Below are 15272 nucleotides of genomic sequence, written 5' to 3'. Positions count from 1 at the left end.
TCAGGGCACCTCGAAGAAGAGGCACAACGTCGGTGAGGGATGACGTGAGCGAGAACGCTAACAACGGTGTAGTACTGCGGTACGGCGACAGCGAGTACACCTACCCGGTGATCGAGTCGACCGTCGGCGACAAGGGCTTCGACATCGGGAAGCTCCGCGCCCAGACCGGTCTGGTGACCCTGGACAGCGGCTACGGAAACACCGCCGCCTATAAATCCGCCATCACCTATCTCGACGGTGAACAGGGCATCCTCCGGTACCGCGGCTACCCGATCGAGCAGCTGGCCGAGCGCTCCACCTTCACCGAGGTGGCGTACCTCCTGATCAACGGCGAACTGCCGAAGGTCGACGAGCTGGCCACCTTCAAGAACGAGATCACGCAGCACACCCTGCTGCACGAGGACGTCAAGCGGTTCTACGACGGCTTCCCGCGTGACGCCCACCCGATGGCGATGCTGTCGTCCGTGGTCAGCGCGCTGTCGACGTTCTACCAGGACAGCCACAACCCCTTCGACGAGAAGCAGCGTCACCTCTCGACGATCCGCCTTCTCGCCAAGCTTCCGACGATCGCGGCCTACGCGTACAAGAAGTCGCAGGGCCACCCGGTCGTCTACCCGCGCAACGACCTCGGCTACGTCGAGAACTTCCTGCGCATGACCTTCTCGGTGCCCGCCGCCGAGTACGAGCTGGACCCGGTCGTGGTCAACGCGCTCGACAAGCTCCTGATCCTGCACGCGGACCACGAGCAGAACTGTTCGACCTCCACCGTGCGTCTGGTCGGCTCCTCGCAGGCGAACATGTTCGCCTCGATCTCGGCCGGCATCTCGGCCCTGTGGGGCCCGCTGCACGGTGGCGCCAACCAGTCGGTCCTGGAGATGCTCGAGGGCATCCAGGCGTCCGGCGGCGACGTCGACACCTTCATCCGCAAGGTGAAGAACAAGGAAGACGGCGTGAAGCTCATGGGCTTCGGGCACCGCGTCTACAAGAACTTCGACCCCCGGGCGAAGATCATCAAGGCGGCGGCGCACGACGTCCTCTCGGCCCTCGGCAAGTCCGACGAGCTGCTCGACATCGCGCTGAAGCTGGAAGAGCACGCGCTGGCCGACGACTACTTCGTCGAGCGCAAGCTCTACCCGAACGTCGACTTCTACACCGGTCTCATCTACCGGGCCATGGGCTTCCCCACGGAGATGTTCACCGTGCTGTTCGCTCTTGGTCGTCTGCCGGGCTGGATCGCCCAGTGGCACGAGATGATCAAGGAGCCGGGTTCGCGCATCGGTCGCCCGCGCCAGATCTACACCGGTGAGGTTCTGCGGGACTTCGTCCCGGTCGAGGGTCGCTGACCTTCTCGGGTATCTGCGGGCCCGCTGTGGCTGGTCGCGCAGTTCCCCGCGCCCCTTACGGGGCGCCCCCTCTCGGCGAGTAAAGCGGAAAGCGCCCCGCCGTCGATCCCCCCACGGGTCGACGGTCGGGGCGCTTCCCTTTTTCCCGGTGCGGATTCCCCCCACGGGATCCGGCCGGGCGTCTGTGGACGTGCCCTGCGGTCTGCCGGGACGCGTACGTACGGGAGGGCCGCTCAAAGCTCCCCGGTGCACGTGCCCCGGCAACGCAATTGCAAGGGACATCCCCCAAGATGTCCCCACATGCCGGAAGACGTCCCCCAAGACATCTTCCTGCATCGCCCCATTAGACTCGCGACCCCCCTCAATGGTTACGTTCGAATCACTGTGATCTGCGTCTCTTGCATATGTCCTGTACATGCGCAAGAGCCCCGATATGGGGATCGGGACTCTTGTGTGGGGATGTTGAAACGTCTGTGAAGGGCCTATGTGAAGGCCCTCAGACGGAGGCTGTTGGTGACCACGAAGACGGAGGAGAACGCCATCGCGGCGCCCGCGATCATCGGGTTCAGGAGCCCGGCCGCGGCGAGCGGCAGCGCGGCGACGTTGTAGCCGAAGGCCCAGAAGAGGTTGCCCTTGATGGTGGCGAGCGTCTTGCGGGAGAGCCTGATGGCGTCGGCGGCCACCCGCAAGTCCCCGCGCACCAGCGTCAGGTCGCCCGCCTCGATCGCGGCGTCCGTTCCGGTGCCCATCGCCAGGCCCAGATCGGCGGTGGCGAGCGCGGCCGCGTCGTTCACGCCGTCCCCGACCATCGCCACGACCCGGCCCTCGCCCTGAAGGCGCCGCACGACCTCGACCTTGTCCTCGGGCAGCACCTCCGCGTACACGGCGTCGGGTGCGATCCCCACCTCTCGTGCCACGGCGTCGGCGACGGCCTGGTTGTCACCGGTCAGGAGCACCGGTGCAAGCCCGAGCGCGCGCAGTTCGCGCACCGCGCGGGGGCTGCTCTCCTTCACCGTGTCCGCGACCGCCAGAACGCCGCGTGCGGCGCCGTCCCAGGCGACGAGGACCGCCGTGCGCCCCGCGGCCTCCGCGGCGTCCCGCAGCGCGCCCACCTCGTCCAGACCGGTGACGCCCGCGTCCGCGAGGAGCCGGGCGCGGCCGACGAGTACCTCGTGTCCCTCGACGGTGCCGCGCACCCCGAGCCCGGCGACGTTCTCGAACCGCTCGGGCGTGGGCGGCGCGGCCCCCAGGTGCTCGGTGGCGCCCGCCGCGACGGCCCGGGCCACCGGATGCTCGGAGGCGTGCTCCAGGGCCCCCGCGAGGCGCAGGAGCTGCTTCTCCTCCGTGTCTCCCGCGACGTACACGTCGGTCAGTTCCATGTGCCCCGTCGTCACCGTGCCGGTCTTGTCCAGGACGACGGTGTCGACGCGGCGCGTGGACTCCAGGACCTCGGGGCCCTTGATGAGGATGCCGAGCTGCGCGCCGCGCCCGGTGCCGACCATCAGGGCGGTCGGCGTCGCCAGGCCGAGCGCGCAGGGGCAGGCGATGATCAGTACGGCGACGGCGGCGGTGAACGCGGCGGTCGCGTCGCCCGTGACGCCCAGCCAGCCGCCCAGCGTGCCGGTCGCGACGAGCAGGACCACGGGCACGAAGACCCCGGCGATCCGGTCGGCGAGGCGCTGCACCTGGGCCTTGCCGGTCTGTGCGTCCTCGACGAGCCGCGCCATCCGCGCCAGCCGGGTGTCGGCGCCGACCCGCGTCGCCTCGACGACCAGGCGTCCCGAGGCGTTCATGGTCGCCCCGGTGACGGAGTCGCCGACCCCCACGTCCACGGGCACGGACTCGCCGGTCAGCATCGAGGCGTCGACGGCGGACGATCCCTCGACGACGGTTCCGTCGGTGGCGACGGTCTCTCCCGGGCGTACGACGAAGTGGTCACCGACGGCGAGGCGGCCGACCGGAATCCGGGTCTCCGCTCCGTCCCGCAGTACGGTCACGTCCTTGGCGCCCAGTTCGAGCAGGGCGCGCAGCGCGGCGCCCGCCTTCCGCTTGGAGCGCGCCTCCAGCCAGCGCCCCAACAGGATGAAGGTGACGACCCCGGCGGCCACTTCGAGATAGACGGTCGATCCCCCGTCACCTCGCGACACGGTGAAGTCGAAACCGTGCCGCATCCCCGGCATCCCGGCGTCCCCGAAGAACAGTGCCCAGAGCGACCAGCCGAAGGCGGCGAGCGTGCCGACGGAGACGAGCGTGTCCATGGTCGCCGCGCCGTGCCGCAGGTTGGTGAGGGCTGCGCGGTGGAAGGGGAGGCCGCCCCAGACGACGACGGGCGCGGCCAGGGTCAGCGAGAGCCACTGCCAGTTGTCGAACTGGAGGGCGGGGACCATCGCGAGCAGTACGACGGGCAGCGCGAGGACGGCGGAGACGACCAGGCGCTGCCGCAGGGTGTCGGGCTCGGTGATGTCGGCGGTGGTCGGCGGCGGCGCGTCCCCGGCGACGGGCTCCGGCGGGGCGGGCACGATCTCCTCGGCCGTGTAGCCGAGCTTCTCGACCAGCGCGATCAGCTGGGCGACCTCGACGCCACCGCCCTCGCCGCCCTCGTCGTACGAGACCTTCGCCTTCTCCGTGGCGAGGTTGACCGACGCGGCGGTCACGCCCTCCAGGCGGTTCAGCTTCTTCTCGATGCGGGACGAGCAGGAGGCGCAGGTCATCCCGCCGACGGCGAGTTCGACTTCGGTCATGACTCTTTCGTACTACTTCCGGGGTGGTGGGACGGCTGCGGGCCCTGTGGTGTCGGCGCCGACACCACAGGGCCCGGGGTACCCGGTGGGCCGAGGGACAGACGTCAGGAGGCGACGCCGCTCAGCTCGTAACCGGCCTCGTCCACGGCGTCGCGGACCGCGGCCTCGTCGAGCGGGGCCGCGGAGACCACGGTGACCAGGCCCGTGGCGGCGACGGCGGTCACGGAGGAGACCCCGGCGAGCTCCGAGATCTCGCTCGACACGGCGCCCTCGCAGTGTCCGCAGGTCATGCCCTTGACCTCGTACACCGTGGTGACGGCGCCCTGCGGCGCCTCGGCGGCGGTGTCCGAGTGGCAGGAACCGCTGGGGGAGCAGCAGGAGCCGGTCGTCTCGGACGTGGCCTGCGGGAGCTCGGTCTGGGCGCTCATGTCGTTCTCCTCCGGGAGGCGTGTAGGCGTGTGCGACATCACGTGCAGGAGGGGGCCCCGGAGTCCCGGGGACCTCCTGACACTCGTCACACTATACCCCTAGGGGGTATTTCTCAACGAGGCTGGGACGCGGCGTCAGTCCCTGCGCCCCCGGTTGCCCGGCCGGGCGGCGACCCAGGCGCGGATGGAGTCCGCGTACCAGTACGGCTTGCCGCTCTCCACGTGGTCGGGTTCGGGCAGCAGCCCGTGCTTGCGGTAGGAGCGCACGGTGTCGGGCTGCACCCGGATGTGCGCGGCGATCTCCTTGTACGACCAAAGCCTGCGGTCGGTCATCGGTGGCACCTCCCTGCGCGCACCCAGGGCGGCCGGAAAGGCCGACGGGGGAGCTGGGCGCTGCGCGCGGCGATCACTCAGCCTGTGCCCGGTGAACGACGCAGAGTGACAGCGGGAGAGCCCCTGTGGGCTGCCTGTGACGGAAGACCCGCGTATACGAGACATGTGTGACAGGAAGAGAGTGTTTGTGACGTAAGCGACGCATAACGGGAGCGCGTTGCTCCGGCGCGCAAGAGGCGCGTGTTCACCGCGGGTGGCGTGGGCGGTGGGGGTGTGGGTGGCGGCGGGGGCGGTGCGGGAACCTCACGGCGTTCCCGCACCGCCCCCGCCCCCGCCTCCGCCCCCACCGCGCAGCGGAAAGGGCGGGCGGGTGGGGAGAATTCGCCGCGAAGCTGCGCTTAGGGCACACCCGCTGGGTGAGAGGGGGATCGAGACGCGCCCCCCGCCAAGCCGCCCCGCCGCGCAGCGAGAAGGGTGGGCGGGTGGGGGAAATTCGCCGCGAAGCGGCGCCTGGGACACCCACCCGGGAGCGGCGAGGGATCAAGCCCCGCCCTCTAAGCGCCGCACGACCGGAGGAAGGAGCGGGTGCGGCGGGCGATCGGCAGTGGCTTGTCGGGGTCGCAGGGGTACATGTCCTGTTCCACGATGGCGAAGAGCTCGACGCCCAGGCCCTGCGCGGCGGCGAGCACGGGTTCCAGGGCGGGCACACCGACGGGCGGCTCGCACATCACGCCGCGCGCCACGGCGGGCCCGAACGGCACCTCGTCGGCCCGCACTTCGGCGAGGACCGCCGGGTCGACCTGCTTGAGGTGCAGATAGCCGATGCGCTCGCCGTACGTCTCGATGAGCTTGACGCTGTCGCCGCCGCAGTACGCGTAGTGGCCGGTGTCCAGGCAGAGCGAGACGAGGTCGGGGTCGGTGGCGTCGAGGAAGCGGGTGACGTTCGCCTCGCTGTCGATGTGGGTGTCCGCGTGCGGGTGGACGACGACGCGCAGCCCGTACCGCTCGCGCACCTCGTGGGCCAGGCGCTCGGTCTGGGTGGTCAGTTCGCGCCATTGTGCGGGGGTGAGGACCCGGTCCTCCAGGACCTCGCCGGTCTTGTCGTCGCGCCAGAAGGACGGGATGACCACCAGGTGTTCGGCGCCCATGGCCTGCGCGAGCGCGGCGTTGTCCGCGACGTGCGCCCACGTCTTCTCCCAGACGGCGGGACCGTGGTGCAGCCCCGTGAAGACCGTCCCCGCCGAGACCTTGAGGCCGCGGCGGGCCGTCTCCTCGCGCAGTACGGCGGGGTCGGTGGGCAGATAGCCGTACGGGCCGAGCTCGATCCACTCGTATCCGGACTCGGCGACTTCGTCGAGGAAGCGGCGCCACGGCACCTGACGGGGGTCCTCGGGGAACCAGACTCCCCACGAGTCGGGAGCCGAACCGATGCGGATGCGTGACAGCGTCGTCATGCCGAAAGCCTCCCGGCCGCCGGAGAAGAGTGTCAAGGACTGGTCCGAATGTAAGGACAAAATGTTGACAGGGTTCCCGGGACAGCATTAGACCTGGGGACACACGAGCGACCGACCGGGCCCGACGAGGGGACGTGCAGGGTGAGTGATCCGTACGACGCCGATCCGTACGACGTCATCACCATGGGCCGGATCGGCGTCGACCTCTATCCGCTCCAGGCCGGGGTGCCGCTCGCCGAGGTCAGCACGTTCGGCAAGTTCCTCGGCGGCTCGGCGAGCAACGTCGCGGTGGCCGCGGCCCGGCTCGGGCGCCGCGTCGCCGTCGTCACCCGCACCGGCGAGGACCCCTTCGGGGCCTATCTGCACGGGGCGCTGCGCGAGTTCGGCGTCGACGACCGCTGGGTGAGCGGGGTCGCGGGCCTGCCGACGCCGGTGACCTTCTGCGAGGTCTTCCCGCCGGACGACTTCCCGCTGTACTTCTACCGGCTGCCGAAGGCGCCCGACCTGGAGATCCACGAGGACGAGCTCGACCTCGACGCGATCGCGGCGGCGCGGATCTTCTGGATGACGGGGACGGGGCTCTGCGCGGAGCCGAGCCGTTCGGCGACGCTGGCGGCGCTCGCGGCGCGGTCGGGCGGGATCACCGTCTTCGACCTCGACTGGCGGCCCGTGTTCTGGGCCGACCCCGCCGAGGCACGGGCGCGCTATGCCGCGGCGCTCGCGCACGCCACAGTCGCCGTCGGCAACCTCGACGAGGTCGAGATCGCCACGGGGGAGCGGGAACCGCGCGCCGCGGCGCGGGCGTTGCTGGACGCGGGCGTCGAACTGGCCGTCGTGAAGCAGGGGCCCGACGGGGTCCTCGCGATGAACCGCGCGGGGGAGTCCGCGAGCGTGCCGCCGGTGCCGGTGGAGGTCCTCAACGGGCTCGGGGCGGGGGACGCGTTCGGCGGGGCGTTGTGCCACGGGCTGCTGGCGGGGTGGGAGTTGGAGCGGGTCATGCGGTACGCCAACGCGGCGGGGGCGATCGTCGCTTCGCGGCTGGAGTGCTCGTCCGCCATGCCTTTTGCTGGCGAGGTCGCCTTGGTGGTGGATGCGGGGGTGGTGACGTGACGGTTGCTCGGCACCGGGCTCCCTGGGGCTCCGCCCCAGACCCCGCTCCTCAAACGCCGGAGGGGCTGAAATCGGGCCCCGCTTCCCGTGCGGCGGAGGGGTTGAAAGTGGGTCCTGCTTTCCGTGCGGCGGAGGCGCTGGGCCCCGCCCCCGCCCCTACCCCCCATCCCCCCGCGCCGGAGGCGCCAGGTTTTGACTCTGCTCTCCCAGCGCGGCAGGGGCCGAACCCCGGCCCCGCTTCGCGCGCCCCGGAGCGGCGAGCGGCGTTGACCCCCGCCTTCCGCGCGTCGCCGCAAGCGCCCCCCATCGACGTAGGCGCCCTCTCCCTCACCCGTGCCCAGCACCCCGAAGCCATCTCCGAAGCCGCCGCCCGGCGGTCGCGGCGGGGGCTTCTCGGGGAGCGGGGGCGGTTGATGATCGTGGCTGCTGACCACCCGGGGCGGGGGTCCCTCGGGGTGGGTGGGGATCCGTTGGCCATGGCCCATCGGGGGGATCTCCTTGCGCGGCTCTGTCTCGCGTTGGGGAGGCCCGGGGTCGACGGGGTGCTCGCGACGGCCGACATTCTCGAAGACCTGCTGTTGCTCGGGGCCTTGGAGGGCAAGGTCGTCATGGGGTCGATGAACCGCGGGGGACTCGCGGGGGCCTCCTTCGAGTTGGACGACCGGTTCACGGGGTACCGGGCCGAGGACATCGCACGGCTCGGGTTCGACGCGGGCAAGCTGCTGCTCCGCGTGGACTACGCCGACTCGGGGTCGCTGACCACGCTGCACTCCGCGGCCCGTGCCGTCGACGCGATGGCGGAGCGCCGGCTCCCCGTCTTCGTCGAGCCGTTCCTGTCCCGGCGGGGCGAGGGCGGCGCGGGCCCGGTCCGCAACGACCTGAGCGCGTCCGCCGTCACCACGTCGATCGCCATCGCCTCCGGCCTGGCGGGCACATCGGCGTACACCTGGCTGAAGGTCCCCGTCACCGAGAACCCCGACGACATGGCCCGGGTGATGGAGACCTCGACGCTCCCCGCCGTGCTGCTCGGCGGGGACATTGGGGATGATCAGGACGCCGCGTACGAGAAGTGGCGCGGCGCCCTGCAACTGCCCACCGTGCGGGGACTCGTCGTCGGCAGGTCGCTGCTCTACCCGCCCGACGGCGACGTGGCGGGGGCCGTCGACACCGCCGTGGGGCTGCTCTAGCAGGGGGGTAGGAAGGGTCAGTGAGGTCTGCATGACGTACGTACCGAAGGGGAGCGCGGCCGAGGGGCCGTACGCCCTCGACATCGACCCCGAGCGGGCCGCCGCCCTGGCCTGCTCGCGGCTGCGGATCCTCGAACTGGGGCCCGGCGAGACGCACTCCTTCGCCACCGGTGAGAGTGAATGGATCGTGTTGCCGCTGACCGGCGGCTGTACGGTGCGGGCGGAAGACGAGATCATCGAACTGCTGGGCCGGGAGAGCGTGTTCAGCGGAGTCAGCGACTTCGCTTACCTCCCCCGCGAGGCCCGGATCCAGATCGCCTCCGGCGCGGGAGGCCGCTTCGCCCTGGCAGGAGCGAAGTGCGAGCGTCGACTCCCCGCCCGCTACGGCTCCGCGCCGGAGGTACCAGTGGAGAGCCGCGGCAGCGGCAACTGCGCACGCGAGGTGCGCAACTTCGCGTCCGCGGACGCCTTCGACTGCGACCGGCTGATCGCCGTCGAGGTGATCACGCCGGGCGGCAACTGGTCCTCGTACCCGCCGCACAAGCACGACGAGCACCGCCCGGGCGTCGAGGCCGAGCTCGAAGAGATCTACTACTTCGAGATCGAGGGGGACGGCGGCTTCGGCTACCAGCGCGTCTTCCCGTCCCGCGAAGGCGGCACCGACGTCCTCGCCGAGGTCCGCACCGGCGACGCGGTGCTCGTGCCCGACGGCTGGCACGGGCCTTCCATCGCCCAGCCGGGCCATCCGATGTACTACCTGAATGTGATGGCGGGGCCTGGTGAGGAGAGGGAGTGGCGGATCTGCTTCCACCCCGATCACACGGAGGGATATCGATGACGGCAACCCCCAAGGGCCCCGCGAGGACCGTCAGGCTGACCACCGCGCAGGCGCTCGTGCGCTTCCTGTCCCGTCAGTACACCGAGCGCGACGGCACCAGGCAGCGGCTGATCGGCGCGACCTGGGGCATCTTCGGGCACGGCAACGTGGCGGGCATCGGGCAGGCGCTCGTGGAGCACGCCGACGAGATGCCGTTCCACCAGGGGCGCAACGAGCAGGCCATGGTGCACGCCGCCGTCGGCTACGCCCGCCAGTGCGGACGCCTGTCCACCCACGCGGTCACCACCTCCATCGGCCCCGGCGCCACCAACCTCGTCACCGGCGCCGCCCTCGCCACCGTCAACCGGCTGCCCGTCCTGCTGCTCCCCGGCGACACCTTCGCGGCCCGCCCCGCGGACCCGGTGCTCCAGCAGCTCGAAGTGCCCTACGCGGGCGACGTGTCGGTCAACGACTGCCTGCGCCCGGTGTCGCGGTACTTCGACCGCGTGACCCGCCCCGAGGCGCTGGTCCCCGCCGCGCTCGCCGCCCTTCGCGTGCTCACCGACCCCGTGGAGACCGGCGCCGTCACGCTCGCGCTGCCGCAGGACGTCCAGGCGGAGGCGTACGACTGGCCGGAGGAGTTCTTCGCCGAGCGGACCTGGGCCGTGCGCAGGCCCGTGCCCGACCCCCGGGAACTGGCCGACGCCGTGCGGGCGGTGCGCGAGGCGCGCAGGCCGCTGATCATCGCGGGCGGCGGCGTGCACCACAGCGCCGCCGAGGACGCCCTGCGGGAACTGGTCGACGCGACCCGGATCCCCGTGGCCTCCACCCAGGCGGGCAAGGGCTCGCTGCGCTTCGACCACCCGGCGGACGTCGGCGGCGTCGGCCACACCGGCACGGCGACCGCCAACGAACTGGCCCGCACCGCCGACCTGGTGATCGGCGTCGGCACCCGCTACAGCGACTTCACCACCGCCTCGGGCACCCTCTTCGAGCGTCCCGGGGTGCGCTTCCTCAACCTCAACATCGCGCCCTTCGACGGCCACAAGCTGGCGGGCGCCACCCTGATCGCGGACGCGCGCGCCGGGCTCCAGGCGCTCACGGGCACGCTGCGCGGCCACCGCGTCGAGCCCGCCTACGCCGTCGAGTACACGGACGACAAGGAGCGCTGGGAGCACCGCGTCGACGCCGCGTACGAGACCGACGAACCCGACGTACGCCCGACGCAGCCCCAAGTCCTCGGTCTCCTCGACGAGTTGGTCACCGACGAGGACGTGCTCATCAACGCGGCGGGCTCCCTCCCCGGCGACCTGCACAAGCTGTGGCGGGCGCGCTCGGCGCGGCAGTACCACGTCGAGTACGGCTACTCCTGCATGGGATACGAGATCCCGGCGGCGATCGGCGTCGCGCTCGCGGCGCCGGAGCGGCCCGTGTGGGCCCTCGTCGGCGACGGCACGTACCTGATGAACCCGACGGAGCTGGTCACGGCCGTCCAGGAGAACGTCCCGATCAAGGTCGTCGTCCTGCAGAACCACGGCTACGCCTCCATCGGCGGGCTCTCGGAGTCCGTGGGCGGCGAGCGCTTCGGCACCGACTACCGCTTCCGCGCGCCCGACGGGACGTACACGGGCGACGCCCTGCCCGTCGACCTCGCCGCCAACGCCGCCTCGCTCGGCATGCGGGTCCTTCGCGCCAAGACCATCCGTGACCTGCGCGAGGCGCTGCGCGAAGCGCGCGGGGCAGACCGTCCCACATGTGTCTATGTGGAGACGGAAACGGCAGACACAGTGTCGGGCCCGCCCCCCGCACAGGCGTGGTGGGATGTGCCCGTGGCCGAGACCGCGACCCGAGTGTCGGCGGTCAAGGCCAGGGAAGAGTACGACCGGCACGTCACTGCCCGACGCCGCCACCTGTGAGAGTAGGGATGCTTGTCATGACGAAGACCGTCAGCCACTGGATCGGTGGGAAGCCCGTCGAGGGCGCGTCCGGAACGTTCGGCCCGGTCACCGATCCGGCGACCGGCGCCGTCACGACGCAGGTCGCCTTCGCGTCGGTCGGCGAGGTGGACGCGGCCGTCGCCGCCGCCCGCTCGGCCTTCGCGACGTGGGGCACCTCCTCGCTCGCCAAGCGCACCGCGATCCTCTTCAAGTTCCGCGCCCTGCTCGACGCCAACCGCGACGCGATCGCCGAGCTGATCGTCGCCGAGCACGGCAAGGTGCACTCGGACGCGCTCGGCGAGGTCGCGCGCGGTCTGGAGATCGTCGACCTGGCCTGCGGCATCACGGTCCAGCTGAAGGGCGAGCTGTCGACGGAGGTGGCCTCGCGCGTGGACGTGTCGTCCATCCGCCAGCCCCTCGGCGTCGTCGCGGGCATCACGCCGTTCAACTTCCCGGCCATGGTGCCGATGTGGATGTTCCCGCTGGCCATCGCGTGCGGCAACACCTTCGTGCTCAAGCCGAGCGAGAAGGACCCGTCCGCCTCGATGAAGATCGCGGAGCTGCTGAGCGAGGCCGGTCTGCCCGACGGCGTCTTCAACGTCGTGCACGGCGACAAGGTCGCCGTGGACCGCCTCCTGGAGCACCCGGACGTCTCGGCCGTCTCCTTCGTCGGCTCGACGCCCATCGCCCGCTACATCCACACCACCGCCTCCGCCAACGGCAAGCGCGTGCAGGCCCTCGGCGGCGCCAAGAACCACATGCTGGTCCTGCCGGACGCCGACCTGGACGCGGCCGCCGACGCCGCGGTCTCGGCCGCCTACGGCTCGGCGGGCGAGCGCTGCATGGCCATCTCGGCGGTCGTCGCGGTCGGTTCCGTCGCCGACGAGCTGGTCGCCAAGATCAAGGAGCGCGCCGAGAAGATCAAGATCGGCCCCGGCAACGACCCGACCTCGGAGATGGGCCCGCTGATCACGGCCGCCCACCGCGACAAGGTCGCCTCGTACGTCACGGGCGCGGCCGCCCAGGGCGCCGAGGTCGTCCTGGACGGCACCGGCTATACCGTCGAGGGTCACGAGGACGGCCACTGGATCGGGCTCTCGCTGCTCGACCGGGTGCCGGTGACGGCCGACGCGTACAAGGACGAGATCTTCGGCCCGGTGCTCTGCGTGCTGCGCGTGGACACCTACGAGGAGGGCGTGGCGCTGATGAACGCCTCGCCGTTCGGCAACGGCACGGCCATCTTCACCCGGGACGGCGGCGCGGCCCGCCGCTTCCAGCTGGAGATCGAGGCGGGCATGGTCGGCGTGAACGTGCCGATCCCGGTGCCGGTGGGCTACCACTCCTTCGGTGGCTGGAAGGACTCGCTCTTCGGCGACCACCACATCTACGGCAACGACGGCACGCACTTCTACACCCGCGGCAAGGTCGTCACCACGCGCTGGCCCGACCCGTCGGACGCGCCGTCCGGGGTGGACCTGGGCTTCCCGCGCAACCACTGATCGCGACCACTGATCGCAACCACTGAGCCGCTCCCTCACCGGCTCCCGAGCCCCCGGCCGCCCCGGCCGGGGGCTCTGCCGTTGGTTCACCGTTCTACGATGCGTGTGCACTACATGAGAGGCCGTGAGCATGCCGCACATCGACATCGACTACGCCGACACCCTGTCCGGCGTCCTGGATCTGCCCGCCCTGGTGGCGGAGCTGCATCCGCTGGTCGTGGAGCGGGTGGACTCGGTGGGGGTCGGCAAGACGTTCTGCCGCCCCGCCGCGGCCTTCGTGGAGGGCAGGCCCCGCGCCGCCTTCGTCCACGTCACGGTGGGCCTGCTCGCGGGCCGCGCGAGCGGGGTGAGGGCGCGGCTCTCCGAGGACGTGCTCGCGCTGCTCGGCAAGCACCTGTCGGGGGTCGCCGAGGGCGCGACGTACTCGGTGGAGGTCCGCGATCTCGACCCTTCGTACCGGCTGCACCCGACGCACTGAGTCGGCACGGCGTCACCGAGCGTGCCGCGGCACCGTCCGAATTCCGGACGGTGCCGTTTCTTTTTTCGCGACTCCTTTGCGGTTCCCGTGCACAGGGCGCAATTCGGGCAGCTAATGCTTCCTCGTTCATACGCCTGTAAAGGCAAGGTCATCTTCGGTGTTCGCATGCTCATTGCAACACCAGGGGGCAAACTCTTGGGAAAGCCAGGCGACTTGGGCAGGTGCACGGCTGCGGATTCCGTAGGCAAATGACCGTTGACGTTCCGGTTACCGCCGGGGTTCGATGACGCGCCGGGAGCCACTGGAACACACCGCTCAACAGCCTTCGGAGGCGATAGCGCTCCCGCCGCAGCACCTGCCGCACGAGTCGATCGGAACCGCGCTTCATGACCGATACGCTTCGCCCGCCCACGCCCGCCGTCACCGAGGCCCCCTCCTCGGCGGCACCGGCCGAGCCGGGCGGCCACCAGAAGCTCAAGCGTTCCATCGGCGTCGTGGGAGGCACCCTCCTCACGCTGTCCTGCGTGACGCCCGCCTCCACGCTCTTCGTGGTCGTGCCCGACCTCTTCTCCTCGCTCGGCACCGCCACCGCGCTCACCATCGCCATCGGCTCGCTGCTCTGCGTCGGCGTCGCGTTCTGCTACTCGGAGCTCGGCACGCTGATCCCCAGCGCGGGCGGCGAGTACGCGATGGTCTCGACGATGGCGGGGCGTCTCGCGGGCTGGCTGGTCTTCGTCCTCTCCCTGCTCGTCGTGATGATCGTCCCGCCCGTCATCGCGATGGGCACGGCCGACTACCTCGCGCCCGTCCTCCACCTCGACCCGTCCTACGCGGGCGCGGGCGTCATGATCCTCGCCACCCTCGCGGGCCTGCTCGACCTGCGCGCCAACGCCTGGATCACCGGCATCTTCCTGGTCCTCGAGGTCATCGCGGCCGGCGTGGTCGCCGTACTCGGCTTCGCGCACGCCGAGCGGGGCCCCGGCAGCCTGGTGGACCTGACGGTGGCGTCGGGGCCGGGCGCCGGGGGCGCGGGAAGCTCCGGCGGAGTCGACACCGTCACCGCCATGCTGATCGTCTCCGGCCTCGCCATCGCGCTCTTCGTCACGCAGGGCTTCTCGACGGCGGTCTACCTCTCCGAAGAGCTGGAGAACCCGCGCCGCAACGTCGCACGCACCGTCCTCACCACGCTCGCCATCTCCTCGGTGATCATCCTGGTCCCGGTCATCGCGATCACCATGGGCGCGGAGAGCCTGACGGCGCTGACCGAGGGCGACATCAGCGCCATGGTGACGGCCTGGTCCAACTCGGCGGTCGGCACGTTCGTCAGCCTCTGCGTGGCCCTCGCGATCATCAACGCGGGCATCGTCATGGTCATCCAGAACTCCCGCGTCCTGTTCGCCTCCGCCCGCGACAAGGCGTGGCCCGCGCCGGTCAACAAGGCGCTCGTACGGCTCGGCGGGACCGGCGCGCCCTGGGTGGCCACGCTCCTGGTGGGCGTCCCCGGAGCCGTGCTCTGCTTCGTCAACCTGGACACGCTCTACGGAGTGACCGGCGTCTCGGTGACCGGCATGTACCTCCTGGTGGCCGTCGCCGCGCTGCTCGCCCGCCGGGGCTCGCACGGCGCACGCTCCGCGTGGCGGATGCCGCTGTGGCCCGCGGTGCCGGTGGTGCTCATCGCCGTCCTCGCGTACATCCTGAGCCAGCAGGAGGTGCCGTACCTGCTGTGGACCGGCGGGATCGTGCTGGCGGCCACCCTGTACTGGGCGCTGTACCTGCGGCCGCGGCGGGAGACGCGGTGGCTGGTGAGCATCCCGGAGGAGGAGCTGGGCTAAATCCAGCCCAGCCGGGCTAAATCCAGCCCGTCCGGCGTTTGAGGACGAGCGCGCAGCGCGATCGACACGAGCCCCGGTCGACGGAGGCAGCGCGTACCACGAGCGCGGTACGC

At 71.1% G+C, this 15272-nt stretch carries 12 protein-coding genes; 8 read left to right on the top strand and 4 right to left on the bottom strand.

Annotation, left to right across the window (positions count from 1 at the left end; genetic code table 11):
* The first annotated feature begins 44 nt into the window (after positions 1-44).
* On the top strand, positions 45-1343 hold the full coding sequence (locus tag KY5_RS14580) for a citrate synthase (RefSeq protein ID WP_199843079.1): 1299 nt from the start codon (positions 45-47) through the stop codon (positions 1341-1343).
* A gap of 482 nt (positions 1344-1825) precedes the next feature.
* Here KY5_RS14580 and KY5_RS14575 read toward each other — a convergent pair whose 3' ends face one another.
* From KY5_RS14575 to KY5_RS14560, 4 genes are all read right to left on the bottom strand, one after another.
* On the bottom strand, positions 1826-4084 hold the full coding sequence (locus KY5_RS14575) for a heavy metal translocating P-type ATPase (protein ID WP_098242653.1): 2259 nt from the start codon (positions 4082-4084) through the stop codon (positions 1826-1828).
* Between the two features lie 104 nt (positions 4085-4188).
* Entirely contained in the window at positions 4189-4512 is a 324-nt protein-coding gene (locus KY5_RS14570) for a heavy-metal-associated domain-containing protein (protein WP_098242652.1), read from the bottom strand.
* Between the two features lie 135 nt (positions 4513-4647).
* Entirely contained in the window at positions 4648-4845 is a 198-nt protein-coding gene (locus tag KY5_RS14565; protein ID WP_098242651.1) for a helix-turn-helix transcriptional regulator, read from the bottom strand.
* 554 nt (positions 4846-5399) lie between these two features.
* Entirely contained in the window at positions 5400-6299 is a 900-nt protein-coding gene (locus KY5_RS14560) for a sugar phosphate isomerase/epimerase family protein (protein WP_098242650.1), read from the bottom strand.
* 183 nt (positions 6300-6482) lie between these two features.
* Here KY5_RS14560 and iolC point away from each other — a divergent pair, with 183 nt between their 5' ends.
* The 7 genes from iolC to KY5_RS14525 all read left to right on the top strand — a co-directional run bounded on the left by iolC (position 6483) and on the right by KY5_RS14525 (position 15159).
* On the top strand, positions 6483-7409 hold the full coding sequence (gene iolC / locus KY5_RS14555; protein ID WP_098247256.1) for a 5-dehydro-2-deoxygluconokinase: 927 nt from the start codon (positions 6483-6485) through the stop codon (positions 7407-7409).
* Between the two features lie 305 nt (positions 7410-7714).
* Positions 7715-8596: a Cgl0159 family (beta/alpha)8-fold protein gene (locus tag KY5_RS14550; RefSeq protein WP_098247255.1), complete on the top strand. Its 882-nt coding sequence runs from the start codon at positions 7715-7717 to the stop codon at positions 8594-8596.
* A gap of 31 nt (positions 8597-8627) precedes the next feature.
* A complete protein-coding gene (gene iolB / locus KY5_RS14545; RefSeq protein ID WP_098242649.1) occupies positions 8628-9434 on the top strand; it encodes a 5-deoxy-glucuronate isomerase in 807 nt (268 codons plus the stop codon).
* On the top strand, positions 9431-11329 hold the full coding sequence (gene iolD / locus KY5_RS14540; RefSeq protein WP_098242648.1) for a 3D-(3,5/4)-trihydroxycyclohexane-1,2-dione acylhydrolase (decyclizing): 1899 nt from the start codon (positions 9431-9433) through the stop codon (positions 11327-11329). Before iolB ends, iolD begins: the two co-directional genes overlap by 4 nt.
* 17 nt (positions 11330-11346) lie before the next feature.
* Complete coding sequence (gene mmsA / locus KY5_RS14535; RefSeq protein ID WP_098242647.1) at positions 11347-12849, top strand: CoA-acylating methylmalonate-semialdehyde dehydrogenase; 1503 nt, start codon at positions 11347-11349, stop codon at positions 12847-12849.
* A 130-nt stretch (positions 12850-12979) separates the two neighbouring features.
* Positions 12980-13327 carry a 5-carboxymethyl-2-hydroxymuconate Delta-isomerase gene (locus tag KY5_RS14530; protein WP_098242646.1) on the top strand — a complete coding sequence of 116 codons (348 nt, stop codon included), beginning with the start codon at positions 12980-12982 and terminating at the stop codon, positions 13325-13327.
* A 386-nt stretch (positions 13328-13713) separates the two neighbouring features.
* Positions 13714-15159 carry an APC family permease gene (locus KY5_RS14525; RefSeq protein WP_098242645.1) on the top strand — a complete coding sequence of 482 codons (1446 nt, stop codon included), beginning with the start codon at positions 13714-13716 and terminating at the stop codon, positions 15157-15159.
* Positions 15160-15272 lie beyond the last annotated feature (113 nt).

It is taken from the genome of Streptomyces formicae (assembly GCF_002556545.1).
Taxonomy (GTDB): Bacteria; Actinomycetota; Actinomycetes; order Streptomycetales; family Streptomycetaceae; genus Streptomyces; species Streptomyces formicae_A.
This window is presented reverse-complemented; position numbering and strand designations above follow the sequence as displayed.

What these genes read in the sequence shown, in the direction of transcription:
- KY5_RS14570 (WP_098242652.1), bottom strand. Translation starts at nt 4,512, where the DNA reads ATGAGCGCCCAGACCGAGCTCCCGCAGGCCACGTCCGAGACGACCGGC.
- KY5_RS14565 (WP_098242651.1), bottom strand. Translation starts at nt 4,845, where the DNA reads ATGACCGACCGCAGGCTTTGGTCGTACAAGGAGATCGCCGCGCACATC.
- KY5_RS14530 (WP_098242646.1), top strand. Translation starts at nt 12,980, where the DNA reads ATGCCGCACATCGACATCGACTACGCCGACACCCTGTCCGGCGTCCTG.
- KY5_RS14575 (WP_098242653.1), bottom strand. Translation starts at nt 4,084, where the DNA reads ATGACCGAAGTCGAACTCGCCGTCGGCGGGATGACCTGCGCCTCCTGC.
- KY5_RS14525 (WP_098242645.1), top strand. Translation starts at nt 13,714, where the DNA reads ATGACCGATACGCTTCGCCCGCCCACGCCCGCCGTCACCGAGGCCCCC.
- mmsA (WP_098242647.1), top strand. Translation starts at nt 11,347, where the DNA reads ATGACGAAGACCGTCAGCCACTGGATCGGTGGGAAGCCCGTCGAGGGC.
- iolC (WP_098247256.1), top strand. Translation starts at nt 6,483, where the DNA reads ATGGGCCGGATCGGCGTCGACCTCTATCCGCTCCAGGCCGGGGTGCCG.
- iolD (WP_098242648.1), top strand. Translation starts at nt 9,431, where the DNA reads ATGACGGCAACCCCCAAGGGCCCCGCGAGGACCGTCAGGCTGACCACC.
- iolB (WP_098242649.1), top strand. Translation starts at nt 8,628, where the DNA reads ATGACGTACGTACCGAAGGGGAGCGCGGCCGAGGGGCCGTACGCCCTC.
- KY5_RS14560 (WP_098242650.1), bottom strand. Translation starts at nt 6,299, where the DNA reads ATGACGACGCTGTCACGCATCCGCATCGGTTCGGCTCCCGACTCGTGG.